The organism is Lentzea sp. NPDC006480, from assembly GCF_040611995.1.
Lineage (GTDB): Bacteria > Actinomycetota > Actinomycetes > Mycobacteriales > Pseudonocardiaceae > Lentzea.
Genome location: NZ_JBEXPJ010000022.1, coordinates 38,244 through 61,386, shown reverse-complemented (window position 1 = coordinate 61,386; position 23,143 = coordinate 38,244). Strand labels below are relative to the sequence as shown.

The window sequence follows — 23,143 nt, the reverse complement described above, 5'->3', positions numbered from 1 at the left end:
CAACCGTTAGCGTTGCTAACCATGAACATCGCGATCACCGGGGGCTACGTCGTTCCCGTCGACGGAGAGCCTGTCGAGGGTGGAACTGTCCTCATTCAGGACGGGAAGATCGTCGCGGTCGGGGCCGACGTCGACATTCCCGACGGGGTTGAGGTTGTCGACGCTGACGGGGCGTGGGTGCTGCCTGGCTTTGTCGAGGCGCACGGGCACATCGGTGTCCACGAGGAGGCCGAGGGGTGGGCCGGGCAGGACACCAACGAGATGACCGACCCGGTCGGCGCGCGGATGCGGGCGTTGGATGCGATCAACCCGGCCGACCTCGGGTTCGGGGACGCGCTCAGTGGTGGAGTCACGACTGCGGTGATCAAGCCCGGGTCGGGGAACCCGATCGGTGGGCAGACGGTGGCGGTCAAGTGCTGGGGGCGGACCGTTGACGAGATGCTCGTCAAGGAGCCGGTGAGCGTCAAGAGTGCGCTTGGGGAGAACCCGAAGCGGGTGTATGGCGAGAAGGGGAAGTTGCCGTCCACCCGGCAAGGGGTTGCGGCGGTCATCCGGGACGAGTTGACCAAGACGCAGGACTACGTGGCGAAGAAGGCCGAGGCTGAGGCCGACGGGAAGTCCTTCGACCGCAACAACACGCAGGAGATCCTGGCGAAGGTGCTCAGCGGTGAGCTGCCCTGGTGCCAGCACGCGCACCGGGCGGATGACATCGCCACGGCCATTCGGCTGTCGGAGGAGTTCGGCTACAGGCTGATCCTCAACCACGGCACCGAGGGCCACCTGATCGCGGATCTCATTGCGGAGAAGCAGATCCCGGTCATCATCGGGCCGCTGTTCACGTCACGGTCCAAAGTGGAGGTTCGGAATCGCGGGCTGCGGAATCCCGGGATCCTGGCGCGGGCCGGGGTGGAGTTGGCGATCACGACCGACCATCCCGTTGTGCCGATTCACTTCCTGGTGCACCAGGCCACGTTGGCGGTGAAGGAAGGGCTGGATCCGGAGGTCGCGATCAAGTCGTTGACGGTGAATCCGGCGCGGATCATGGGGCTGGACGACCGGGTCGGCGCGTTGAAGCCCGGGCTGGACGGCGATGTGGTGATCTGGTCCGGGGACCCGCTGGACGTGATGAGCCGGGCCCTGCACGTGTACGTGGAGGGGCGCGAGGTGTACACGTTCGACGAGAGGAAAGGTGAAGGGGTCGTGGCCGACCCCTTCTACCGGGAGAGCAACTAGCGGAGGCCCCGGCCGATCACCAGGCGCTGGATCTGGTTGGTGCCTTCGAAGATCTGCAGGACCTTGGCCTCGCGCATGTAGCGCTCCACCGGGAAGTCGCGGGTGTAGCCCGCACCGCCGAGCACCTGCACGGCGTCGGTCGTCACCTTCATCGCCGCGTCGGTGGCGATCAGCTTGGCGATCGACGCCTGCTGGCGGAACGGGCGGCCGGCGTCGCGCAGCCGGGCGGCGTGGAGGTACGTGGCTCGGGCTGATTCGACGGCGGCCGCCATGTCGGCCAGCATGAATTCGAGGCCCTGGAACTCGATGATCGGGCGGCCGAACTGGGTGCGGGTCTTGGCGTAGGCCACGGCTTCGTCCAACGCCGCCTGCGCCAGACCGACTGCGCACGCCGCGATGCCGAGGCGGCCCGAGTCCAAAGCGGACAGTGCGATCTTCAGGCCGTCGCCCTCGGCGCCGATCAGCCGGTCGGTGCCGAAGTGGACGTCGTTGAACTGGAGCTGAGCGGTGATGGAGCCGGTGAGGCCCATCTTGCGTTCCGGGGTGTCGGCGGACAGGCCGCGTGCGTCGCCGGGGGTCAGGAAGCAGGAGATGCCTCGGCCGCCGTCCGGTGACGTGCGGGCCATGAGGGTGTAGAAGTCGGCGGCGCCGGCGTGGGTGATCCACGCCTTGGTGCCGTTGACGACGTACTCGGAGCCCTTGCGGACGGCTCGGGTCGACATGGCGGCCGGGTCGGAGCCCGCCTGGACCTCGGAGAGGGCGTAGCCGCCGAGGAGCTCGCCTTCGAGCATCTCGGGGAGCCAGCGGTCCTGCTGTTCGCGCGTGCCGAAGGTGGCCAGGCCGTAGCAGGACATGACGTGCACGGACATGCCGACGGCCACGGTCATCCAGGCAGAGGCGACTTCTTCGAGGGCCTGCAGGTACACCTCGTAGGGCTGTGCGCCGCCGCCGAAGTCCTCGGCGTACGGGAGGCCCAGCAGGCCGGCCCTGCCCAGCAGGCGGAACGCGTCGCGGGGGAACTTCTCGTTCTCCTCGGCGTCCGCGGCGTGAGGCTTCAGCTCGTCCCGCGCGATCTCCCTGACCAGCGCGATCAGGTCCTCGGCCTCTTGCGTGGGGAGCAGCCGCTCGGCGGGCATCGTCGACCTCCGGTGTGTACTGGTAGCTGTACTGTAGGACGTACGTCAGTACAGGTGCCAGTGAGTGTGGCAAGGTCGTCACCATGACGCGGGCTCTCACGCAGCGGCAGGCTGAGCTGCTCACCCGGTTGGAGGCTCTCTTCCTCACCGAGGGCTTCGGTCATCTCACGCTCGATGACATCGCAGGCAGGCTGCACTGCTCGAAGTCGACGCTCTACGCGCTCGCCGGCAGCAAGGAACAGCTGGCCGTGCGGGTCGTCGGGCGGTACTTCAAGGGTGCTGCCGAACGCATCGAGAAGCGCATCGCAGGCCTCAACGACGTGCGCAAACGCATCGGAAGCTACCTCGCGGGGGCTGCTGAGGAGCTGTCGAAGGCCTCGGCGGCGTTCATCGCGGACGTGTCCGACTTCCCGCCGACGAGGGCGACGTACGAGCGCAACGCGCGCGCCGCCGCCGAGCGCATCAAGGCGTTCATCCAGGACGGGGTCGAGCTGCACGTGTTCCGCGAGGTGCACGCGGTGCTGTTCGCCGAGATGGCCGGCTTGCTCATCGAGAGCATCCAGACGGGTGTCCTCACGAAACGGGCAGGCGTTTCGGATGCCGAGGCGTTCACCGCTTTGGGCGAACTGTTGTTGGATGGCCTGCAGAGGACCGGAGTCTCCCAAAAGGAGTAGAACGCAGTGATCGTGGTTGCTGGTGAGGCACTGGTCGACATGGTGCCGGTGGGGGACGACGAGCTGACGCCGCTCGCGCCGAAGCTCGGTGGCGGGCCGTACAACGTCGCGGTGGCGCTGGGACGGCTGGACGTGCCGACGAGCTTCCTGTCGCGGGTGTCGAGCGACCACTTCGGGGAGCAGCTGGTCAAGCGGCTGCACGCGTCGAACGTGGGCACGGACCTGGTCCAGCGCGGGCCGGAGAACACGACGCTGGCAGTGGTCGGGCTCGCCGACGACGGTTCGGCGCGCTACTCGTTCTACGTCGACGGCACCGCCGACCGGCTCGTCGAGGACCCCGGACCGCTGCCTGCCGACGCCCGGGCCGTGTCGTTCGGCACGCTCAGCCTCGTCCTGGAGCCCGGTGCCTCGGTCTACGAGAAGGTCTTGAGGCGCGAGAGCAAGCGCTTGCTCACCGCGCTCGACCCCAACATCCGGGCCGGGCTGATCCACGATCCGGGCGCCTATCGCGCGCGGTTCCGGTCGTGGCTGCCGGACGTCGGGCTGCTGAAGCTCTCCGTCGAGGACGCTCGGTGGCTCGCTGAAGAAGACGACGTGATCGAGATCGCAAGGACGTGGATTTCACAGGGACCGGCCGCGGTCGTGCTCACCAGAGGTGGCGACGGTCTGTCAGTGATCACCGCCACGGGACAGGTCGACGTGCCGCCGGTGAAGGTGGACGTGGTCGACACGATCGGGGCTGGCGACACCGTGCAAGGTGCCCTGCTCGCGTGGCTGCACGACCACGATGCCTTGAGCGTGGAGAAGGTCCGTGCACTCGCAAGCGATGAATGGACCGGCGCATTGACCTACGCGGGTGCCGCGGCCGCGATCACATGTTCCCGCGCCGGTGCCGAACCGCCCTTTGCGAGCGAACTCACCGCTGCGTTGGCTGGATAAAACCGAGGAACGGACTACCGTGAGGTAGCCGCGCTAGAAACTGGCATTACGGATGTGATGCCGGTCCCATCTCACAGAATCGGTTCACACCGCTGCTGCGAGGCGGGCCTTCCGCCGACTAGCGTGAGTGAACTTAGAAGACTCAGATCCCAACGGGGTGGTCCGAGACGACGGCAGGCCGTGCGACCTGCCGCCACCCCGTCCGAGCGTTGAGAGGGACTTGAATGCCCGACGCGACGACTGCGCCGAACGACACCCAGACCGTCGCGCTGCGCCACGGGGGCGGAGAGCTCGAGATGAAGGTGGTGCCGGCGACCGAAGGCGCGTCCGGCATCGAGCTCGGCAAACTGCTGTCGACGACCGGTCTGGTAACCCTGGACACCGGTTTCGTCAACACGGCCTCCTGCTCCTCCGAGATCACCTACATCGACGGTGACGCGGGCATTCTGCGTTACCGCGGGTATCCGATCGAGCAGCTGGCCGCGCGTTCGAACTTCATCGAGGTCAGCTACCTGCTGATCTACGGCGAGCTGCCCACCCAGGCCCAGCTGGACGACTTCTCCTCGAAGATCAGCAGGCACACGCTGCTGCACGAGGACCTCAAGCGCTTCTTCGACGGCTTCCCGCGTGACGCGCACCCGATGCCGGTGCTGTCCTCTGCGGTGTCGGCCCTGTCGACCTTCTACCAGGACTCGCTGTCGCCGTTCGACGCGAACCAGGTGGAGATCTCCACGATCCGCCTTCTCGCCAAGCTGCCGACCATCGCGGCCTACGCGTACAAGAAGTCGATCGGTCAGCCGTTCCTCTACCCGGACAACTCGCTTGGCCTGGTGGAGAACTTCCTGCGGATGACCTTCGGCTTCCCGGCCGAGGCCTACGACCTCGACCCGGACCTGGTCCGCGCGCTCGACCTGCTGTTCATCCTGCACGCCGACCACGAGCAGAACTGCTCCACGTCGACCGTGCGCCTGGTCGGCTCGTCCGAGGCGAACCTCTTCGCGTCCATCTCCGCCGGCATCAACGCCCTGTTCGGCCCGCTGCACGGCGGCGCGAACTCCGCGGTGCTGGAGATGCTCGAGAAGATCAAGGCCGACGGTGGCGACGTGAAGGCGTTCGTCAACAAGGTCAAGAACAAGGAGGACGGCGTCCGCCTGATGGGCTTCGGCCACCGGGTCTACAAGAACTACGACCCGCGCGCCGCGATCATCAAGAAGACGGCCGACGAGATCCTCGGCAAGCTCGGCGCCGACGACCAGCTGCTCGACATCGCGAAGCAGCTGGAAGAGGCCGCGCTGAGCGACGAGTACTTCATCTCCCGCAAGCTCTACCCGAACGTGGACTTCTACACGGGTCTGATCTACCGGGCGATGGGCTTCCCGACCAAGTTCTTCACCGTGCTGTTCGCGCTCGGCCGTCTTCCCGGCTGGATCGCGCACTGGCGCGAGATGATCAACGACCCGGCCACCAAGATCGGCCGTCCGCGGCAGATCTACACCGGCCCGACCGAGCGCGACTTCATCTCGATGGAAAACCGCTGATCACGGGCTAGTTCTTCTGGCAAGCTGAAGGCGCGTCGCCACAGGCGGCGCGCCTTTTGTCATGTCCTGGGGGTGGTGCGTGACGGACGTGCGGGCTGAGGTGGCTCGGCTGTACGAGCAGCACAGGAAGTTGCGGTACCCGAACGGGCAGCGCGGCCTGGAGCTCGCGGGCGTGGAACTGATCCTGGTCGACGCGGATGCCGCCGGCTGTGCTTCCGGCTGGCTGAAGGGTGGTGCCGACGTCGACGAGCATGTCGCGTGGTGGGCGCCACGTCACCTTCACGAGCTGCGCAAGGTGGTCCCGCTGTTCGCTGATCCGCGCTCGGAGTGGTACCGCCCCTACGCGGCCCACTACTACGGCCGGCTCCTCAGAATGATGCGGTTGATCACTCTCGAAGTCGCGGCCGAGGTGGTCCCGCCGTAGCGTCTAGGGGTGAGTTCTCCATCGCTCGTCTGGTTTCGCCGCGATTTGCGGACATCCGATCATCCCGCCATTCTCGCGGCAGCGGAAAGGTCACCTCGCGCCCTCGGATTGTTCGTTCTCGACGATCGGTTGCTGAAACCGTCCGGACAGCCGCGAATCGATTTCCTGCACCGCTGTTTGCACGCGTTGAACGACCAGCTCGGCGGGCGTTTGATGGTGGTGCACGGCGACCCGGTGAAGGCGGTGCCTCGGGTGGCACGGGAGGTCGGTGCGGAGAGCGTGCACATCTCCGCGGACTGCGCGCCGTACGGGCGCCGGCGCGACCAGGCCGTCGAGGAAGCGTTGGGGGACATCGAACTCGTCCGGTCCGGCTCGCCCTACGCCGTGACTCCGGGCAGGGTGCGCAAACAGGACGGAACGCCGTTCAAGGTCTTCACGCCGTTCCGCAACGCCTGGCTGGACCACGGCTGGCGCAAGCCCGCGGACACCGACGCGTCCACTCTGGACTGGATCGAACCAGGCCACAGCACCGAACTTCCGGGCATCAAAGAGAAGCTGCCCGACGCGATCAAGCTGTGGGAGGAGTTCCGCGACGAGCGGCTGGAGGACTACGACACCACCCGCGACCGTCCCGACCTCGATGCGACCAGCAGGCTGGCGGCGTACCTGAGGTTCGGCGTGCTGCACCCGCGGACGCTGCTGCAGGACTGCGACGGCACGTTCCGCAGCGAGCTGGCCTGGCGCGAGTTCTACGCGGATGTGTTGTGGCACAAGCCGGAAACCGCGCGCGAGAACTACGACCGCAAGTTCGACCGGATGCAGCACGACAACGACGAGGAGCTGTTCGAGGCCTGGAAGAACGGCCGCACCGGCTATCCGATCGTCGACGCCGGCATGCGGCAGCTCCTGCAGGAAGGCTTCATGCACAACAGGGTTCGCATGATCGTGGCCAGCTTCCTGGTGAAGGATCTGCACCTGCCGTGGTGGTGGGGTGCAAGGCATTTCATGAAGCACCTGGTGGACGGCGACATCGCGTCGAACCAGCACAACTGGCAGTGGGTCGCGGGTTGCGGCACGGACGCGGCGCCGTACTTCCGCGTGTTCAACCCGTTGACGCAGGCCAAGAAGTTCGATCCGGACGGCGCCTATGTCCGGAAGTACGCGCCCGACAGCATCGACCTGACACCGGTCGTCGACCACGCCGTCGAACGACAGGTGGCCCTCGACCGGTATCAGGCCATCAAGTGAGCCTCACGCGGGCGTGCTGGGCGTAGGTCGCCGCGGCCCGGCTCTGCGCCAGAAACCCGCCGGCTCTGTTGTTGTGGAGCGAAAGGCGCGCTGGTACGGCCAGTTCGCACGAACGTGCCTTTCGCTCCGAACGCACTAGATCTTCAACGCTTCCCGCAGCTTCACGCGAGCGCCCGTCCGGAGCACCGCGTTCGCGTAGACCTTGCCGCCCAGCCACGTGATCGCCGCGATGGCCGCCAGGGCCAGCACCACGGCCAGCAGCACCTGCCAGGCCGGCGCGACGCCCAGTGCCATCCTGCCCGGCATCAGGATCGGCGCGAACGGCGGCAGCAACGACAGCACCGTCACGGTCGGGCCGGACGGACTGCCGATCATCAGGTTGATGCCGGCCACGAACGCCACGATGATCGTCATGCTGATCGGTGTCAGCACCGACTGCAGTTCCTCCTGCCGCGACACCAGAGAAGCGGCCGCCGCGAACACCGTGGCGTACAAGAAGAAGCCGAGCAGGTACCACAACACACCGGTCAGCAAGGCGGTGCCGCCCAGAGCTCCCACGTCGATCACGTCGAACGCGGACGACAGCCCCAGCCCGATCGTGGAGATCACCAGGAGCTGCAACAGGCCGACCGCGCCGAGCCCGATCACCTTGCCCAGCAACAACTGCCACGGGCGGACGGTCGCGAGCAGGATCTCGACGACGCGGCTGGACTTCTCCTCGACCACGCCCTGGGCGACCATCGTGCCGTAGACCAGCAGCGAGTAGTACAGCAGCGCGGCCACGATCAACCCGATCGCGAGGCGCTGACCTCGTTGCGGGTCAACGGGTTCAAGTGCGGTCACCGCCACGTTGACGTCGGCCAGGCTCTCCGCGACCTGCTGCGGGGTCTTGCCGGTCTCGGCGAGCTGCGCGATCAGCACCTGCTGGCGCAGCACGTCGTTCAGGGCGGTCGTCAGCACCTCGTCGCCGGAGCCCTTGACGATCATCTTCAGCTCCGGTGGCGCACCGGTGACGAGCGCGTCCAGCGAGCCGTCGCGCACCTGCTGCTCGGCGTCGCCCATCGTCGTGACGTCGCGCGTCTCGACGTCGATGCCGAACGCGCGAGCCTTCTCCCGCAACGGGTCCGCGAGCTGCGTCGCCTGGCCGGAGAACCCGACGACGCTGCGCTGCTGGTCGTCGAACAGCACCGACTGCAGCACCACGTACCCGGCGAGCACGGCGATGATCACCGCCGTGCCGATCAGGAACGACCTGGTGCGCACCTTCGTGACGAACTCGCGCTTGGCCACCAACGAGACCGCTCGGGCCGACGTCATGCGCTCCTGCCCTCAGTGGTCACGACGTTGCGGAACAGCTCGGTCAGCGAGGGCCGCTGGCGGGAGAACTCGTGCACGGGACCGGCGGCGAGGGCGGCGTGCAGGACGGTCTGGTCGTCGACGCCGGATGCCAGCTCAAGCACGCAGCGCGTCCCGTTCTTCTCGATCACCCGCACGCCGTCCAGCGTGACAGTCCAGTCGGTCGTTGGCGACTCAACCACCAGTCGCGGCACTCCGCCGGAGCGGAGCTCATCCACCGTTCCGCTCGCGACCATCGAACCGGCGCTGATGATGCCGACCCGGTCGCACAGCCGTTCCACCAGGTCGAGCTGGTGGCTGGAGAACACCACCGGCACGCCGGCGGCCGCCTTCTCGCGCAGCACCTGGCTCATCACGTCCACCGCGACCGGGTCGAGGCCGGAGAACGGCTCGTCGAGCACCAGCACGTCGGGCTCGTGCACCAGGGCGGCGGCGAGCTGCACGCGTTGCTGGTTGCCCAGCGACAGCCGTTGCACCTCGTCCGTGCGGCGGTCGCGCAGGCCCAGCCGCGCGATCCAGTTCTCCGCGCTCGTGTGGGCCTCGTTGGTGCTCATGCCGTGCAGCTCCGCGAGGTAGACCAGCTGGTCGAGCACCTTCATGCGCGGGTAGAGACCTCGCTCCTCCGGCATGTACCCGATCCGGCGGCGGGTGTCCAGGTCGACTGCTCTTCCGTTCCACCGCACCTCTCCGGAGTCGGCGACGAGCACGCCCAGCGCGATCCGCATGGCCGTGGTCTTCCCGGCGCCGTTGCTGCCGACAAAACCGAAGAGCTCGCCCGCGCGAACGTCGAAGGACATGTCCCGCAGGGCGACGACCTCCCCGTAGCGCTTGGAGATCCGGTCGATCTCCAGCACCCCCTCAGGCACGGTGCACCCCTTCGTTAGCCCGGATGGCGGTAATCGGACTCAAAGTATCGGTGAGCAGGGAACGAGTGAAACGATACGGGCGTCTACGGCGAATCGAACGAACGACCAATTCACTCAACGGGGGTGACCATGGAGACCATCGACCCCGATCAGTGGCTCAAGACGTACGGGGCCAAGATCGAGCAGGCGAAGCAGCAGGCTGAGCAGGCTGTCGGCCAGCTCGGCGGTGTAGGTGGGAGCGCAAGCTCGCCGGACGGCCTGATCACGGTGACTGTCAACGCCACGGGGGTGCTGACAGACCTGCAGATCAAGCCAGAGGCTCGCGGCATGGACCCCAGCGAGATCGCCGCGGCCGTGCTCGCCGCCTCCACCAACGCACAGCGTGAGGCATCGGGCCGCGTCGTGCAGATCATGGGTGAGTTCGTCGGCGAGAGCCCGGCGCTCGACTTCGTGAAGGCGCAGATGCCGAACGGATACGCGGGCGACGGAACCGACGAGGAAGAACCGAAGTCGGAGTTGGAGCGCAAGGACCTTCGGCCCGACGACGAGTACTTCACCAACCCGCCCGACGTCATGGCCTGAGTGCAGGAGGGGGTTAGAGCATGCAGCAGCACTTCAACATCGATCTCGACGAGCTGAGACACCACGCCGCGGCCGTGGACCGGCTCACCGACCGGTTGCGCAAGGCCACCGACACGTGCGACCCGGGCTCGCTCACCACCGAGGCCTTCGGCGTCATCTGCGGCTTCCTGGCCCAGTTCATCCTGGAGAAGGCCGGATTCGGGCAGGACGTGCTCGGCAAGGCCACGAACTCGCTGATGGACATGGCGACCGGGCTCAAGGAGACGGTCGAGCAGTACGAGCAGGTCGACCTCGACAACATGTTCGGCTTCAACGGAGGTCGAGGATGACCACGCAGTCGTCTCAGGGCACGAACCCTCAGCAGCTGATCAGCAGCATCTCGAACACCTACTCGTCCATCGAACGCGGCGACTGGGTCAACGCGGGTCTGGGCATGGCCAACACGGCCATGGGCATGATCGGCATGTCCGGCAACCCGCTGAGCGGCTTCCTCGCCGCGGGCTTCAGCTGGGCGATCCAGCACGTCGACTTCCTGCGCGAGCCGTTCGACGCGCTGCTCGGCAGCCCGGAGTCGATCTCCCGGATGGCGGGTACCTACCGGTCGGCCGGCCAGCAGGTGCAGGAGATCGCGACCGAGTACGAACGCATCTGCGTCTCGCAGACCCGTGAGTGGCAGGGCAAGGCGGCCGACGCCTACCGCTCGGCGGCCAAGAAGCACGCCGACGGCATGGAGTCGCTCTCCAAGGCCACCCACGGCATCGCCGCGGCGGTCGAGGGCGCGGGCAAGCTCGTCGCCGAGGTCCGCAAGCAGATCATGGACCTGATCAGCCAGGCCGTCGCCGACATGGTCATGAAGATCATCCAGTGGCTGGCGGCGTCGATCCTCACCTTCGGCGCGGCCATCGCGGGCGCGATCGCGGACATCGTCACGACCGCGGTCAAGTACGCGAAGAAGCTGGCGGACTTCATCCAGAAGCTGCTCGGCTCGGTCAAGAAGCTGATGGATCTGGTCAAGTCGGTCTCGCAGATCGCCAAGATGGCCGAGCAGATCATCGACGCGATCTCGTCGATGGCGCAGAAGGCCGGTGGAGGCAGCGCGGGCGGCATCAGCAGGCCGACCTCGGGTGGCTTCGGCGGTATCGACAGCGCCCACCAGAACCAGGCTCACGCGGGCGCGGGTGGGACGTACACCAGCGGCGCGGGTGCGTACCAGGGCGGCGGCCTGAGCTCGTCCGGCGGCCAGGTCAGGCCGTTCGACCCGGTCGCCGGCGGCAACCCCGGTGACTACCAGCCAGGCTGGAGCGGTAACGCGGGTGGCGGCGGCGGTTCCTACACCCCACCCACCCCGGTGCGCGGTGGCGCCGGCGGTGGTGCGGGTGGCGTGGGTCTGCCTCCCGGTCACACGGACGCCGACCACCACCTTCCCGGCAGCGGGCACACCGACGCCGATCACCACCGGCCCCCAGGCGGTGGTGGTGGCTACATCCCGCCCGGCGGTGTGGGTGTTCCCGGTGGCCCTGGTGTTCCCGGTGGCCCCGGTACCGGCTCCGGTCAGGGAGGCCATTGGGTTCCCGGTCACTGGGAGGCCGACAAGACCACCACGGCCGGTGGCGTGACCACGCCTCCGTCGTTCGGCGCCACGCCGACCACGACGCACGCCGACTGGTACCGCCCGACGACCACTGACCACGCCGCGACGGCTGTTGCCGGTGGTGGCGGCGGTGGTGGCGGGGGCGGCGGCATCCCCAAGGGCGGCGGCGGTGGCGGTGGCGGCATGCCCGCCGGCCTCGGCGGCGGCCCGGCCGGTGGTGGCGGCGCCGGTGGTACCTCGGCGACGCAGTTCGGTGGCGCGGCCGGTGTCATGTCCGCCGGTGGTGCGCACGGTGCTGCCGCGGCCGGTGGCGGCGGTGCCCACGGTCCTGGTGGCGGCGCCGGTGGTGGTGCCGGCGGCGGCATGATGGGCGGCATGGGCGCCGGCGCGGGTGCCGGCGGTCAGCAGGGCGGCAACAGCGAGCACAAGCGGAAGGTGCGGCTGGAGGGCGAGGCCCTGGTCGACCCGCCCAAGGCCGCGAAGCCGGTCATCGGCGAATGAGCTGAGTTCTTGCGCTGAGGGCGTCTGCAAGTACTACCGACCTCGTGTTGGCGGTACTTGCAGACGCCCTTTCGCTATACGACGGCGGCGAGGAGTTTCGCGATCTCCGGCGCTGCCTTTTCGCGGTCCGCCGGTACCAGGCCGATTCGGGTGCGGCGGTCGAGGATGTCGTCGATGTCGAGCGCGCCCTCGTGCTGGATCGCGTGGACGACGTCGGCCTCGGTGACGCCCGGCGCGATCGGCGTGGTCGGGTGCGGTTTGTCGTCGACCAGGCGGATGTCCTTGGTGCGGCAGGGGATCTGCGTCAGGTGCGTGGCGTCGACCGCGTCCGCGGCCATCTTGCGGTACGTGGTGAGCTTGCCGCCGACGATGGTGATCACGCCGTTCGGGGCCCTGAGCACGGCGTGATGGCGGGACAGGTCCGCGGTCTGGCCCTCGGCTTCGAGCAACGGGCGCAGGCCGGCGTAGCTGCCGATGACGTCATGTCTGGTCAGCTTTCGTTGCAGGACACCGGAAGCAGTGTCGAGCAGGAAGTCCACATCGGACTCCGGCACCTGTGGCACGTCCGGGATCTCGTCGACCGGCTCGTCGGTGAGGCCGAGGTACGCTCGGCCGTTCGCCTGGGGGAGCAGGAGTGCGTAGCGGTTGCGTTCGCCTGGTACCGGGATCGTGAGCGCTGTTCCGCTCAGGCCAACGGTTTTCGCGTCGACGACCAGGTGTGAGCCGCGGGACGGGCGGAGGCTCACCGGCGCGAGCGTGCCTGCCCAGACACCCGTAGCGTTGATCACCGCTTTGGCCCTGATGCTGAAGGTGGTGCCGGTGAGCGTGTCCTGGGCTTCGGCGCCGTCGCCTTGCAGCGTCAGGACTTTGGCGCGGGTGATGATTCGTGCGCCGTACCCCGCGGCCGTGCGGGCGAGGGCGACCACGAGGCGGGCGTCGTCGACCAGCTGGCCGTCGTAGTTGAGGAGGCCGCCGGTGAGGCCGGCCGGGTCGAGGCCGGGAACCAGCGCGAGTGCTTCGTGTTTCGGGACCCGGCGCGGGCGCGGGAGGACGCTGGCGGGCGTGCCGGCGGTGATGCGCAGTGCGTTGCCCGCCTTGAGGCCGGCCATGACGAAGTTGTTCGCCTTGGCGTGCAACGGGAACAGCATCGGCAGCGTGCGGGTGAGGTGCGGCGCGGTCCTGGTCATCAGGATGCCGCGCTCGACCGCGCTCTCGTGGGCGAGCTTCACGTCGCCCTTCGCGAGGTAGCGCAGGCCGCCGTGGACGAGCTTGCTGGACCAGCGCGACGTCCCGAACGCCAGGTCGTGCGCCTCCAGGAGCACGGTCTTGAGGCCCCGGGACGCCGCGTCGAGCGCGACACCCGTGCCCGTGACGCCGCCGCCGATCACCAGGAGGTCGGCGACTTCTTCCTGTGCCGCCTGGAGGTCTTGCGCGCGGCGGGTGGCGTTCAGTGATGTTCTTTGGGACGTGTTCACGGTCGCAGAGCTCCGTCCAGCTGCTTGGCCAACTCGTCCAGCAGCGAGGTGAAGTCGAGCCCGGACGTGGCGGGCTTCGTGGAGAGGACCATCGACTGCGTGGTCAGCAGCACCACGCGCGCTTGCGTTTTCGCGTCGCCGAACCGGATCGAGCCGTCGTGGTGGCCGGCTTCGACCTGTCCGATCAGGAACTGCTCCACCAGGCGCTGAGTGCTGCCCAGGCGGTCGGTGAGGTACGGGAGCATCAGCTCGGCGTCGAGCTGGAGGACTCGCTGCATGAGCGGGTTGTCGGAGAGGGCTTTGATCGCCTCCACGGCCCTGCTTACGAGCTGTTCTCTCGCGGTGCCCTTGGTGGTGGCTTGTTCCACTTGCTCCAGGAGCGCGGCGAACTCTCTGGTCATCAGGGCGCGGACCAGGTGGTCCACGTCCGGGTAGCGCCGGTAGAGGGTCATTCGGCTCACGTTGGCGCGTTTTGCCACGTCAGTGAGGGTGGTTCGGCGTACGCCCACCTCCAGAACACACTCACGGGTCGCGTCGAGCAGCGCGTCTTGGGTGTGACGTTGAGACGTCATGTGTAACACTGTAGCAGTGACTCGGGCTCGTTGGACCACTGAAACTGTGCCGTTGCCGCCGCACGCGCTGGCTTGGTTGAGCCAGCGGGTCGGGCTGGGTGAACCGTTCGACGAGGTGCCTCTCGTGGCACCTGAGTCGGCTCTGTCCGCTGACGCCTTCACGGCGTTGGAGGCTGTGTGCACGGTGTCGGTCGACGCCGTGGATCGCCTGGGGCGGTCCGGTGGGTTGTCCTACCTGGACCTGTTGCGCCATCGCGGGCACGGCACTCCCGCGGTGCCGGACGCCGTCGTGCAACCCGCCACGCCTGACGAGGTCGTCGAGGTGTTGAAGGTCTGCGTTGAGCACGACGTCGCTGTGGTGCCGTTCGGTGGCGGGACGTCCGTGGTCGGCGGGGTGGAAGCCTTGCGCGGCTCCAAGTCCGCCGTGATCGCTTTGGATCTGGCTGGGCTGGGCTCGCTGGTGTCCGTCGATCCGGTGTCGCGCGTGGCTGTGTTGCAGGCCGGGTTGACCGGGCCTGAGGCTGAGCGGTTGCTGGGGGAGCACGGGTTCACGCTCGGGCATGTGCCGCAGTCGTTCGAGAGGGCCACGATCGGTGGGTTCGCGGCCACTCGGTCTGCTGGGCAGGCGTCCTCCGGCTACGGCCGTTTCGAGGACATGGTCGAGTCCGTGCGGATGGCCACGCCGGTGGGCGAGTGGGTGGTGGGGGCTGCGCCGGCTTCTGCTGCGGGGCCGGACCTCAAGCAGTTGGTGCTGGGTAGCGAAGGACTGTTCGGGGTGATCACCGAGGTGTCCGTGCGGGTGCGGCCCAAGCCCTACGGTGCCCGTTACGAGGGTTTCGTCGTCGACGGCTGGGAGGCCGGCGTCGACCTGGTGCGGACACTGGCTCAGGACGGCGTGCTCGCCGACGTCACCCGGCTGTCCGATGTGGACGAGACCGAGGTCGCTCTGGAGCTGGCCGGTGCCAAGGCTGCTCCCGTCAGGAAGTACCTGCGGTTGCGCGGGATCAAGCAGCCTTGTCTGGTGATTCTCGGGTGGGAGTGCCGGTCTCGGTCCGCCACGATGAGCGCGTTGAGCGGCAAGAAGGTTGTGCGTTTGGGGCGCGCGATGGGGGCGTCCTGGCTGCACGGGCGGTTCAACGGGCCGCGTCAGCGTGATGCTCTGCTGGATGCCGGTGTCTGCGTGGAGACGTTGGAGACTGCCACGCACTGGTCCCGTGTTTCCGAGATGCGGGAGGCCGTGCGGTCCGCCCTGGCGGGAGAACTGGGCGCCCCGGTGGTCATGTGCCACATCTCGCACGCCTACGAGACCGGGGCTTCGCTGTACTTCACCGTGCTGGTGCCGCGGGATCTCACGGACCCGGTAGGTCAGTGGGAACGGGCCAAGGTCGCCGCGTCGGACGCCATCTCGCGGCTCGGCACGATCACGCACCACCACGCGGTGGGCCGCGATCATCAGCCGTGGCTGGAGAACGAGATCGGGTCGATCGGCGTGGACGTGCTGCGGGCCGTGAAGGCCCAGCTGGACCCGACCGGCATCTTGAACCCGGGCAAGCTGGTTTAGCGAACGGCGGGGAGCCTTCGTGCTCGAAGGCTCCCCGCGTGCGGTCGGATCAGCTCAGAACTGGACCAGCATCTTGCCGGTGTTCTCGCCGCGCAGCAGGCCGAGGAAGGCTGCGGGGGCCTTCCGGGCGCCGCCTTCGATGGTGGTCTCGGAGTACTTCAGTTCGCCGGAGGCGATCCAGGCGCCGACTTCCTGGACGAACTGCTGCTGCAGGGCCTTGTGGTCGCCCACGAGCATGCCGCGCAGGGTGAGGCGCTTGGCGAGGATCTGGATCATGTTGCTCGGGCCGGTGGGCTTCTTGTCGGCGTTGTACTGGGAGATGGCGCCGCACATGGTGATTCGGCCGTTGATGTTCAGGGAGTCGATGGCTGCCTCAAGGTGCTCGCCGCCCACGTTGTCGAAGTAGACGTCGATGCCGTTGGGGGCGGCGGCTGCGAGCTGCTCGGAGACCGGGCCGTCCTTGTAGTTGAAGGCGGCGTCGAAGCCCAGTTCCTCGGTGAGGTACTTGACCTTCTCCGGGGAGCCGGCGGAGCCGATGACCCGGGAGGCGCCCTTGAGGCGGGCGATCTGGCCCACGAGCTGGCCCACGGCGCCTGCTGCGCCGGAGACGAAGACGGCGTCGCCCGGCTTGAACTCCGCGGTGGCGAGGAGGCCGGCGTAGGCGGTGAGGCCCGGCATGCCCAGGACGCCCAGGTAGGCGCTCAGCGGGGCGATGGTCGGGTCGACCTTGACGGAGTGCTTGGCGTCCAGGACGGCGTACTCGCGCCAGCCCAGGCCGTGGAGAACGTTGTCGCCCATCGCGAGACCCTCGACACCGGAGCCGACGGCGACGATTTCGCCGACCGCGCCGCCTTCGAGGGGCTGGCCCACCTGGAAGGGCGGTACGTAGGACTTGACGTCGTTCATGCGGCCGCGCATGTACGGGTCGACGCTCATGACGACGTTGCGGACGAGGATCTGGCCCTCGGCCGGGGTTGGGATGTCGACCTCGACGATCTCGAAGTTGTCCTCGGTCGGCCAGCCCGTGGGGCGGGAGGCGAGGCGGACTTCGAGTGCGGTGCTGGTCATGGTCGAACCATCTCCATCCTGGAATTGCGGATCAGTTATCCGGTTCAACAGTGCTCTGTTGAGGAGTGTTCCGGGATGTGAGCTACGCCGCAGGAAGAAGGGTCACGATGTCTCGATAGGCGAAGCCGAGCTTGCGGTAGAGCGCGATGGCCGGGGCGTTGTAGTTCTCCACGAAGAGGGCGCAGGTGCCGTAGAGGGTGAGCAGGGAAGAGGTTACGAACTGGCAGACGCGGTGGCCCAGGCCCTGGCCCGTGTGGGAGGGGTGGACGGCGACGCCCATCATGAAGCCGACGTCGGGTGAGCACCAGGCTTCGGCTGCGGTGGCGACCAGCTGATCGTCCACGCGGACGCCTGCCCAGCGGTGGACGCCGTGTTCGCCCGGCCAGGCCCAGGAGTCCGGGTTGGCCGCGCGGAGCAGGGGTGGGACGTCGTCCAGGTGCGGTAGCCAGGAGACGTCGGGTGGCAGGTCCAACTTGCCTGAGCGGTCCATCCAGCCGAAGGGCTTGTCCTCGACCCACGGGGTGGGCATCAGAGAGGCGACTTCGGCGGCTAAAGGGCGTTCCAGGAGTGGGCGCAACTCGACGCCTCGGCCGTGGGCGGCGAGCAGTGACGCGACGCCCTCCGCCGGGCCGGACAAGACCAGGCGGCGGCGCCGGGTGAGGGACGGGGCGTGGACGGCTACGGCGCCCTTGTGTTCCCAGGCGGCACCTCCCGCCGACAGGGCCTGGGACGCCCAGCGGACCAGCGGGTCGGAGGAGGCGTCCTGGACGTCGGCGGTGGTGCGTAAGCGGCGCACTCAGTCCTTCTGCTTGCGGCGCAACAGGGTTCGCTTGGCGAGCGAGTCCTCCAGGGCCTGGTAGGCGAGGTCCATGGCGCGGTTGTACTCGCCTTGGGGGCGCTGCGGGACCGACTCGTCGGGCTGTGGGGGCGTGACCATCTGGAGCCAGCGTTCGTTCCAGAGCTGTTCGACGGCCTGCTCCCAGTGCAGGGCGGCGCCCATGCGGACGACCCTCTCGCGGTCGCGGACCTCGGCGATCTCCTGCTGGGTGGCCACGATTCGCTTTGCCAGTTCGGCGCAGCGGACCTCGTCCAGCTTGCGCTGGCGGGCGGCGGCGTCCGTGGCGATGGCGATGATCTCCTTGTAGCGCTCAACAGCGGACAACGTCGGCACCTCGATCACCTCCTCGCTCTGGCGCTGCGACGGGACCGACTCGAACATGGTCGTCATCATCGGGTTCATCACGCTTCTCCTGTGTCGAACGGGATGATCACCTGCGGTCGCGAGTGCTCGAACCGGTCGAAGAACAGGCCTCGGCGTGGTCGTGGGGACCAGGCCATGACCTGTTCGGGGCCGAGCGACAGCAGTTCCTTGCCCTGGACGTCGAACGCCACCCAGGCGCCGATGTCGTCGTAGACACCCGGTGGGAGGCTCGCCTTGAGCCTCGTGACGCCGCGCCACCAGCCCAGCACGTGCGTGCGGTTCTCCGGGCCGTGCTTGAGAACCGCGCGCAGGCTGTCCAAACCGGACGATCGCGTTGTCGGATCTTTCTGTTCCAGCAACGTGTGTGCCGCGTCCACGCCGTAGAGCACCAGGTAGTGCGGGCTCGGCGGCGTGTCGGACGTGCCCGTGCTGATCGACTGCAGGCGGGCCGCCGTGCGGTCCAGCAGCTCGCGGATGCCGTCGATGCCGATCACCGAAGCATCATGGCCGTCCGTGCTCAGGCGTTTTGCCAGATGCAACGCGGACGGCATGGCCTCGTCGACCAGGCAGGCCAGGCTGAACGCCGCTTCGACCGGCTCGTGCTGCCTGCCCAGTGACGCGGCCGCTCCGCCGAGCACTGCGGCCGCGTCCTGGACCACGGAGCCGATCACCGCGATGTTGCGGCCCGGGGTGCGGGCGAAACGCACGCGTGCCGCGCTGCCCGCGACGTCGATGACCTGTCCTAGCAGCACGGTAGGTGATGCGTCGCCGGGGCGCAGATCGAGGAAGTCCGGCAGGGCGTCGAGCAGCGGGACCTTGCTGCCGTCGAACAGGCCCGGCGCCTGGCCCGGCTCGCGGCGCCACAGCTCGTTCTGCAGGAAGTCCATGGTGCCCTTGGACGTCGAGTCCGGGACGCGGCAGATCTCGTTGCCCGGCTTGACGCCCGACTCGTGGTTGATCACCGCGTGCCAGCGGGGGAGCTCGACGGCCGCGTCGTTCTGCGGTTCGGCCAGCACGCGGCGGGCCTTTGGCAGGGCGATGCGGACGGTGAACTGCTCGAAGATCGCGGACTTGCCCCAGAAACCCTCGATGCCGGAGACGTCCTGCGAGGACAGCACCAGGTGGATGCCCTGGGAACGGCCGCGCCGGGCGACGTCTTCGAGGAGCTGCGTCGCGGCGGCGGTGACCTGGTCGCGTTCGCCGAAGAGGTACTGGAACTCGTCGATCACCGCGACGATCCGCGGCCACCGGCCGTTCGGGTCCTCGGCGCGGAGGTGTTCGAGCTTCGTGACCTCGTGCTGCTTGGCGGCATCGGCCCGCCGGCGCATCTCGTCGGACAGGAACCGCAGCAGTGCCACGCCGAACTCGCGGTCGGTGTTGACGTTCACGCCGACCAGACGTGCGTGCGGCAGCCACGACGGGTCCTTGCGGCCCGGCGCGAACTGCGCGAACGACACGCCTTCCTTGAAGTCCAGCAGGTACAGCTCCAGCTCGTCCGGCGAGTACCGGGCGCACAACGAACCGAGCATCGCGTAGAGGAAGTTCGTCTTGCCGGACCCCGACGGACCACCGATCAACGCGTGCGGCGAGGTGTCGCCGAGCTGCACGCAGACCGGCTCGCCGTCGTCGAACCCAACGGGCGCAATGACTCCGGCGGCGGAGTTCTCGGTCCACGGGCGTTCCGGCAGCAGGTCGCCGAACGTGCTCATGCGCGTCCGGCGTTCCTCGCGCTTCTCCGCGATGGCCGCGCAGGCCCGCGGCACGAGGGTCCGCGGCAGTGCCGGGTCCAGCGTCACCGTCACGTGCTTGCCGGTCATCGTGCAGAACGCGGTGCCGTCGCCGCGCAACGTCACGGTCTCCACCGGCGAGTTGATCGTGATCGGGATGTCGATGATGAACAGCTGCACACCGCACGCCAAACCGTTGCGCGCCACGCGTTGCAGCTGCTGCTGGTGTTCTTCCTTCAACGCCTTGCGGTTGCCGAACAGCACGGCGATCCGCCACGGTTCGGTGCGCCGGCCCTCACCGCTGACCGAACGCACGGTCAGATGCCCGTCGACCAGAACCTTCGTGTGCACCTGGCGGATGTGCTCGGACAGCTCGTCCAGCAGCTCGTGCAGCCGCGCCGGGTCGTGCACCGTCAGCAAGTTGGCGCGGGTCAACGGGTACAGGCCCGGCAACGACCCGGTCAGCTGGCCCACGTCCCACACGTGGACGTGCACGAGACCCGGCTGGAAGTGCGACAGCACCCGCAGCAACAGGTTCTCCACCAGTGTGTCCGCGAGCTGGCGACTGTCCGAAGTGGACGAGATGTGCAGGTGTGCCTGGTCCAGCAGCGGCACCGCGACCGGGAACGGCTGCGGCTGCGGCGCGGACGTCACCACGCCCGTGCCGATCCGCCACAGCTCCGGCACGCCCTCGCTGCCGTCGTGCGTGCCCGGCGTGCCGAGCCACGACTCGTGCGGCCACGACGCCGGCCCGGCCGCGACCGTGTTCACCAGCGCGGTCAGCCGGTCCGGCCCGGTCTCGGTCCAGTCGTGGAACGACTGCTGCCAGTCGTGCTTGATCTGGGCGAGCCGCTCGTCGAACTGGGCCATCGAGAGCGGTGCCTGGCGGGGGTTGCGCTCGCGCTTCTCGTCGACGACCAGGAACGGGGTCACGTCCTTCAGGGCGACGTCACGCAGGGCCTGGTCGACCCCCATGCCGCGCACCGTGAACTCGAACATGTCCTTCGCGTGCTCGGTGGCGAGCGCCCGGTGCTCGCGCGCCACGGAGCCCAGCGCGGCCGAAACAGCGCGCTGGAACTCCGCGAAGGCTTCCTCGATCCTCCGTCGCCGGTCGTCGCGCCTGCTCATCACAGCTCCACGGTGAGTCGTTGGATGCGCTCGAGGGTTCCCACCATCAGCTCCAGCTGATCGGGGAATCTTTCCTTCGCGCGCACGAACTCCGGTGGAAGCAGCGACTCGTGGTGGTTCTCGCTCGACTCGGCGAGGATCGCGACCGCCTCGTCGAGGCCGGCCTGCGCGGACCGCACACTCCGGTACGACTCACGCAGGATCTCGCTCGCCTGCTCGAGCGCGGCGCGAACCTCGGCGATGGATGCCATCAAAGCCTGCTGTTGATGCCCTCGGCGCCGGAAATGCCCGCCCCGAGGTAGTTCTGCAGCTCACTCACGCCGGAGACGACCTGGGCGAACTGAGCGTTCGTCGTCTCGACGTCCGCCTGCACAGACCCCTGCGTGACCGATGTCAGCAGCTGCTGCGCGTCCTCGGCGAGCTCAGCCGCCTGTTGGAGGGCCGACTGGCTTTGACTCGCCTTGTCGATCGCCTGGGCAATTGCGGCACGGACCTCTTCGATGCTGGCCATGTCGGCTCCCGAACCCTCCCGGAACAGGGCGGTCGTACAACCACCCTCAGTAGAGATTGTGGCGTGATTTTCACAGTTGAGACCGAAGATCGGCTAACTGGGTGGATGCCTGAATCCACTCGAACGGGCCTTGATTTAATGATCAGTTAGGCGCGGCCCTGGCCCCTTGACTACCCGTGTAGCGACACTCACAAAGCCGCTAACACCCTGTCGTTCAAACCTGGCGACCGAGCGGGTGAATCAAGACGGCCTGACGGGTGACTTGTCACGCGGAGTGCCTGCACCAAACGGGTCATCTCCGGCCCACGCCTCCACCAGGACGCGCTCCGCCCCCGGCACGAGTCCGCTGATCAGCTCGGGGTCGTCCAGCACCGTCCAGGCGGTCGGCGGCTCGCACGCCACCCGCGGGGTCGGGAAGCCGTCACCCAGCCCGCGCACGAAGGTGCGCACCGTCCGCGCCAGGGCGGCTGACACGTTGTGAGTGGCCTTCTCCGGGCTCGGCCGCGTGATGACGACGGCCCAGCACCCCGGCTCCTCGTCGGAGCAGTCACGGGCGTCCACGACCTGGCCCCCGGCACGGCTGATGAGCGCTTCGCACGCGGCCAGCGCCTGTTGCTCGTCCGCCGCCTCGACCACCACGGTGATCAGCAGGATGAGGTCATCCACGCCGCGAATGGTGTCAGACGACCCGGCGGACGAACTCCTGCACCCGAGTGACGACCTCCCCGTCGGTCAGCAGCCCGGTGGCGATGTGCTCCTCGAACGCGGCCCCGCGAATCCTGTCGGTTCCCGCCCGAGTGTCCGAAATCGGCACGATCTCGTCGTCGCTCCCGTGCAGCCAGAGCGTCGGCAGGGTGGTCAGCGGCGGGCCGAAGTTGACCTCGTCCATCAGGTCGGCGAGCTCGTCGGACGCGCCGTCCCACATGCCCAGCACCGGTGAGATGAGGATGAGCGCCGACAGGTTGGCGTGCGTCTGGGCGTAACGGACCGCTGCCGGTGCGCCCGTGAAGTGTCCAATGAGGACGACCGGCAGCTCGGACGCCTTCACGGCCGCGTCGATGTTCTCGGTCACCACGGCCGGAACACCGGTGGTGCGCAAGGCAACGGCGATGCGCTCGCCGTGCGGCAGCACGGCGAGCCATCCGGGTGCGCTCATTCAGGAAGCGTAGAACGCGCTGATCTCGATCCGGCCACCCGAACACACGGGGCCGAGCGTCCACGGCACGGTCAGCGGCGCCGTCTCGTCCGGCGGAATCGCCGCGGCCTTCGACGGCTCGGGCTGGCACGGCCCCTCGACGGGTTCGTTGCCCGACGGGACAACGCCCCAGTGCAGGTTCGCGGAGGCCTTCGCACCCGGCGCCAGCGTCAGCGCCTGGGGCCCGGGATCGGCCTTGCGCTCCAGCTTCGTCGGCACCGCGCCGGAACCGTTCTCCAGCTGGAAACCGCTGTAGCCGTTCAACGTGCACGGCGTGGTGCCGGAGTTCTGGACGACGAACTTGCCGTACCGGTTGCCCGCGCCGGCGTCGGTCGGGTCGACCTGGCCCTTCAGCACGGTGGAGTCGCAGCGCTTCACGACCGGTGCGGGGGCGCCCGAGTTGGCCGGTGCCGCGGTGGTGCTGGGAGGCGACGACGGCGTGGACGTCGGCATCGTCTGCGTGCCGTTGTCCGAAGTTCTGTCGCCGCAGGCCGTCACGCCAGCGAGCACCAGCAGTCCGCACACGATCAACCGTCGAGTCATGGGTGCACCTCCTACCACCGAAGGATGTGCCCAAATATCAACTCGGCCACACAACGTGCCGGTAATTCACTCGA

The 23,143-nt window shown here is 68.1% G+C and carries 24 protein-coding genes; 10 read left to right on the top strand and 14 right to left on the bottom strand.

What is annotated here, in order from left to right; all coding sequences use genetic code 11:
* The first annotated feature begins 21 nt into the window (after window positions 1-21).
* Window positions 22-1,233 carry an amidohydrolase gene (locus tag ABZX92_RS11985; RefSeq protein ID WP_355557034.1) on the top strand — a complete coding sequence of 404 codons (1,212 nt, stop codon included), beginning with the start codon at window positions 22-24 and terminating at the stop codon, window positions 1,231-1,233.
* Here the strand turns inward: ABZX92_RS11985 and ABZX92_RS11980 are convergent.
* Window positions 1,230-2,369, bottom strand: coding sequence for an acyl-CoA dehydrogenase family protein (locus tag ABZX92_RS11980; protein WP_355557031.1), 1,140 nt, complete (start codon window positions 2,367-2,369; stop codon window positions 1,230-1,232). The genes ABZX92_RS11985 and ABZX92_RS11980 overlap by 4 nt on opposite strands.
* Window positions 2,370-2,452: 83 nt before the next feature.
* Here ABZX92_RS11980 and ABZX92_RS11975 point away from each other — a divergent pair, with 83 nt between their 5' ends.
* The 5 genes from ABZX92_RS11975 to ABZX92_RS11955 all read left to right on the top strand — a co-directional run bounded on the left by ABZX92_RS11975 (window position 2,453) and on the right by ABZX92_RS11955 (window position 7,192).
* Window positions 2,453-3,043 carry a TetR/AcrR family transcriptional regulator gene (locus tag ABZX92_RS11975; RefSeq protein ID WP_355557028.1) on the top strand — a complete coding sequence of 197 codons (591 nt, stop codon included), beginning with the start codon at window positions 2,453-2,455 and terminating at the stop codon, window positions 3,041-3,043.
* A gap of 6 nt (window positions 3,044-3,049) precedes the next feature.
* Window positions 3,050-3,982, top strand: a complete 933-nt coding sequence (locus tag ABZX92_RS11970) for a carbohydrate kinase (RefSeq protein WP_355557025.1) — start codon at window positions 3,050-3,052, stop codon at window positions 3,980-3,982.
* A 224-nt stretch (window positions 3,983-4,206) separates the two neighbouring features.
* A complete protein-coding gene (locus tag ABZX92_RS11965; RefSeq protein ID WP_045316400.1) occupies window positions 4,207-5,520 on the top strand; it encodes a citrate synthase in 1,314 nt (437 codons plus the stop codon).
* A 79-nt stretch (window positions 5,521-5,599) separates the two neighbouring features.
* On the top strand, window positions 5,600-5,944 hold the full coding sequence (locus tag ABZX92_RS11960; RefSeq protein WP_355557022.1) for a hypothetical protein: 345 nt from the start codon (window positions 5,600-5,602) through the stop codon (window positions 5,942-5,944).
* A gap of 9 nt (window positions 5,945-5,953) precedes the next feature.
* The gene (locus ABZX92_RS11955) at window positions 5,954-7,192 is read left to right on the top strand and encodes a deoxyribodipyrimidine photo-lyase (RefSeq protein WP_355557019.1); all 1,239 of its coding nucleotides are present in this window, start codon (window positions 5,954-5,956) and stop codon (window positions 7,190-7,192) included.
* A gap of 135 nt (window positions 7,193-7,327) precedes the next feature.
* Here the strand turns inward: ABZX92_RS11955 and ABZX92_RS11950 are convergent, their stop codons facing one another.
* Window positions 7,328-8,509, bottom strand: a complete 1,182-nt coding sequence (locus tag ABZX92_RS11950; protein ID WP_355557016.1) for an ABC transporter permease — start codon at window positions 8,507-8,509, stop codon at window positions 7,328-7,330.
* Window positions 8,506-9,414, bottom strand: coding sequence for an ATP-binding cassette domain-containing protein (locus tag ABZX92_RS11945; RefSeq protein ID WP_355557013.1), 909 nt, complete (start codon window positions 9,412-9,414; stop codon window positions 8,506-8,508). The genes ABZX92_RS11950 and ABZX92_RS11945 overlap by 4 nt, the downstream gene beginning before the upstream one ends.
* Window positions 9,415-9,543: 129 nt before the next feature.
* On the opposite strand from ABZX92_RS11945, the gene ABZX92_RS11940 reads away from it, so the two are divergent.
* From ABZX92_RS11940 to ABZX92_RS11930, 3 genes are read left to right on the top strand one after another with little or no spacing between them, the layout of a single operon-like run.
* A complete protein-coding gene (locus tag ABZX92_RS11940; RefSeq protein ID WP_355557010.1) occupies window positions 9,544-9,996 on the top strand; it encodes a YbaB/EbfC family nucleoid-associated protein in 453 nt (150 codons plus the stop codon).
* A gap of 20 nt (window positions 9,997-10,016) precedes the next feature.
* Window positions 10,017-10,325 (top strand): hypothetical protein, encoded by a 309-nt coding sequence (locus tag ABZX92_RS11935; protein ID WP_355557008.1) that lies wholly within the window; start codon window positions 10,017-10,019, stop codon window positions 10,323-10,325.
* The gene (locus ABZX92_RS11930; protein ID WP_355557005.1) at window positions 10,322-12,088 is read left to right on the top strand and encodes a hypothetical protein; all 1,767 of its coding nucleotides are present in this window, start codon (window positions 10,322-10,324) and stop codon (window positions 12,086-12,088) included. Before ABZX92_RS11935 ends, ABZX92_RS11930 begins: the two co-directional genes overlap by 4 nt.
* Window positions 12,089-12,162: 74 nt before the next feature.
* On the opposite strand, the gene ABZX92_RS11925 is transcribed toward ABZX92_RS11930, so the two are convergent.
* Together ABZX92_RS11925 and ABZX92_RS11920 are read right to left on the bottom strand one after the other, a co-directional pair.
* Entirely contained in the window at window positions 12,163-13,563 is a 1,401-nt protein-coding gene (locus ABZX92_RS11925) for a glycerol-3-phosphate dehydrogenase/oxidase (RefSeq protein ID WP_355557002.1), read from the bottom strand.
* Window positions 13,560-14,135 (bottom strand): TetR/AcrR family transcriptional regulator, encoded by a 576-nt coding sequence (locus ABZX92_RS11920; protein WP_355556999.1) that lies wholly within the window; start codon window positions 14,133-14,135, stop codon window positions 13,560-13,562. The genes ABZX92_RS11925 and ABZX92_RS11920 overlap by 4 nt, the downstream gene beginning before the upstream one ends.
* Here ABZX92_RS11920 and ABZX92_RS11915 point away from each other — a divergent pair.
* Window positions 14,134-15,696, top strand: coding sequence for an FAD-binding oxidoreductase (locus ABZX92_RS11915; protein WP_355556996.1), 1,563 nt, complete (start codon window positions 14,134-14,136; stop codon window positions 15,694-15,696). The two genes, ABZX92_RS11920 and ABZX92_RS11915, sit on opposite strands and share 2 nt — an antisense overlap.
* Window positions 15,697-15,750: 54 nt before the next feature.
* Here the strand turns inward: ABZX92_RS11915 and ABZX92_RS11910 are convergent, their stop codons facing one another.
* From ABZX92_RS11910 to ABZX92_RS11870, 9 genes are all read right to left on the bottom strand, one after another.
* Complete coding sequence (locus ABZX92_RS11910) at window positions 15,751-16,764, bottom strand: NADP-dependent oxidoreductase (RefSeq protein WP_355556993.1); 1,014 nt, start codon at window positions 16,762-16,764, stop codon at window positions 15,751-15,753.
* Window positions 16,765-16,846: 82 nt separating this feature from the next.
* A complete protein-coding gene (locus tag ABZX92_RS11905; protein ID WP_355556990.1) occupies window positions 16,847-17,560 on the bottom strand; it encodes a GNAT family N-acetyltransferase in 714 nt (237 codons plus the stop codon).
* Entirely contained in the window at window positions 17,561-18,004 is a 444-nt protein-coding gene (locus ABZX92_RS11900) for a hypothetical protein (RefSeq protein WP_355556987.1), read from the bottom strand.
* Window positions 18,004-20,820 (bottom strand): FtsK/SpoIIIE domain-containing protein, encoded by a 2,817-nt coding sequence (locus ABZX92_RS11895; protein ID WP_355556984.1) that lies wholly within the window; start codon window positions 20,818-20,820, stop codon window positions 18,004-18,006. The genes ABZX92_RS11900 and ABZX92_RS11895 overlap by 1 nt, the downstream gene beginning before the upstream one ends.
* Window positions 20,820-21,071 (bottom strand): hypothetical protein, encoded by a 252-nt coding sequence (locus ABZX92_RS11890; RefSeq protein WP_355556981.1) that lies wholly within the window; start codon window positions 21,069-21,071, stop codon window positions 20,820-20,822. The genes ABZX92_RS11895 and ABZX92_RS11890 overlap by 1 nt, the downstream gene beginning before the upstream one ends.
* Window positions 21,071-21,331: a hypothetical protein gene (locus ABZX92_RS11885; protein WP_030467713.1), complete on the bottom strand. Its 261-nt coding sequence runs from the start codon at window positions 21,329-21,331 to the stop codon at window positions 21,071-21,073. Before ABZX92_RS11885 ends, ABZX92_RS11890 begins: the two co-directional genes overlap by 1 nt.
* A gap of 240 nt (window positions 21,332-21,571) precedes the next feature.
* Entirely contained in the window at window positions 21,572-21,997 is a 426-nt protein-coding gene (locus ABZX92_RS11880; RefSeq protein ID WP_355556979.1) for a hypothetical protein, read from the bottom strand.
* Window positions 21,998-22,010: 13 nt separating this feature from the next.
* The gene (locus ABZX92_RS11875; RefSeq protein ID WP_355556976.1) at window positions 22,011-22,487 is read right to left on the bottom strand and encodes a hypothetical protein; all 477 of its coding nucleotides are present in this window, start codon (window positions 22,485-22,487) and stop codon (window positions 22,011-22,013) included.
* On the bottom strand, window positions 22,488-23,069 hold the full coding sequence (locus tag ABZX92_RS11870; RefSeq protein ID WP_355556973.1) for a DUF4232 domain-containing protein: 582 nt from the start codon (window positions 23,067-23,069) through the stop codon (window positions 22,488-22,490).
* Window positions 23,070-23,143: the final 74 nt, after the last annotated feature.

Coding starts and splice junctions, on each gene's coding strand:
- ABZX92_RS11935 (WP_355557008.1), top strand. CDS start 10,017: ATGCAGCAGCACTTCAACATCGATCTCGACGAGCTGAGACACCACGCC.
- ABZX92_RS11930 (WP_355557005.1), top strand. CDS start 10,322: ATGACCACGCAGTCGTCTCAGGGCACGAACCCTCAGCAGCTGATCAGC.
- ABZX92_RS11940 (WP_355557010.1), top strand. CDS start 9,544: ATGGAGACCATCGACCCCGATCAGTGGCTCAAGACGTACGGGGCCAAG.
- ABZX92_RS11980 (WP_355557031.1), bottom strand. CDS start 2,369: ATGCCCGCCGAGCGGCTGCTCCCCACGCAAGAGGCCGAGGACCTGATC.
- ABZX92_RS11975 (WP_355557028.1), top strand. CDS start 2,453: ATGACGCGGGCTCTCACGCAGCGGCAGGCTGAGCTGCTCACCCGGTTG.
- ABZX92_RS11985 (WP_355557034.1), top strand. CDS start 22: ATGAACATCGCGATCACCGGGGGCTACGTCGTTCCCGTCGACGGAGAG.
- ABZX92_RS11885 (WP_030467713.1), bottom strand. CDS start 21,331: ATGGCCAGCATCGAAGAGGTCCGTGCCGCAATTGCCCAGGCGATCGAC.
- ABZX92_RS11895 (WP_355556984.1), bottom strand. CDS start 20,820: ATGAGCAGGCGCGACGACCGGCGACGGAGGATCGAGGAAGCCTTCGCG.
- ABZX92_RS11920 (WP_355556999.1), bottom strand. CDS start 14,135: ATGACGTCTCAACGTCACACCCAAGACGCGCTGCTCGACGCGACCCGT.
- ABZX92_RS11875 (WP_355556976.1), bottom strand. CDS start 22,487: ATGAGCGCACCCGGATGGCTCGCCGTGCTGCCGCACGGCGAGCGCATC.
- ABZX92_RS11915 (WP_355556996.1), top strand. CDS start 14,134: ATGTGTAACACTGTAGCAGTGACTCGGGCTCGTTGGACCACTGAAACT.
- ABZX92_RS11965 (WP_045316400.1), top strand. CDS start 4,207: ATGCCCGACGCGACGACTGCGCCGAACGACACCCAGACCGTCGCGCTG.
- ABZX92_RS11890 (WP_355556981.1), bottom strand. CDS start 21,071: ATGGCATCCATCGCCGAGGTTCGCGCCGCGCTCGAGCAGGCGAGCGAG.
- ABZX92_RS11950 (WP_355557016.1), bottom strand. CDS start 8,509: ATGACGTCGGCCCGAGCGGTCTCGTTGGTGGCCAAGCGCGAGTTCGTC.
- ABZX92_RS11870 (WP_355556973.1), bottom strand. CDS start 23,069: ATGACTCGACGGTTGATCGTGTGCGGACTGCTGGTGCTCGCTGGCGTG.
- ABZX92_RS11910 (WP_355556993.1), bottom strand. CDS start 16,764: ATGACCAGCACCGCACTCGAAGTCCGCCTCGCCTCCCGCCCCACGGGC.
- ABZX92_RS11900 (WP_355556987.1), bottom strand. CDS start 18,004: ATGAACCCGATGATGACGACCATGTTCGAGTCGGTCCCGTCGCAGCGC.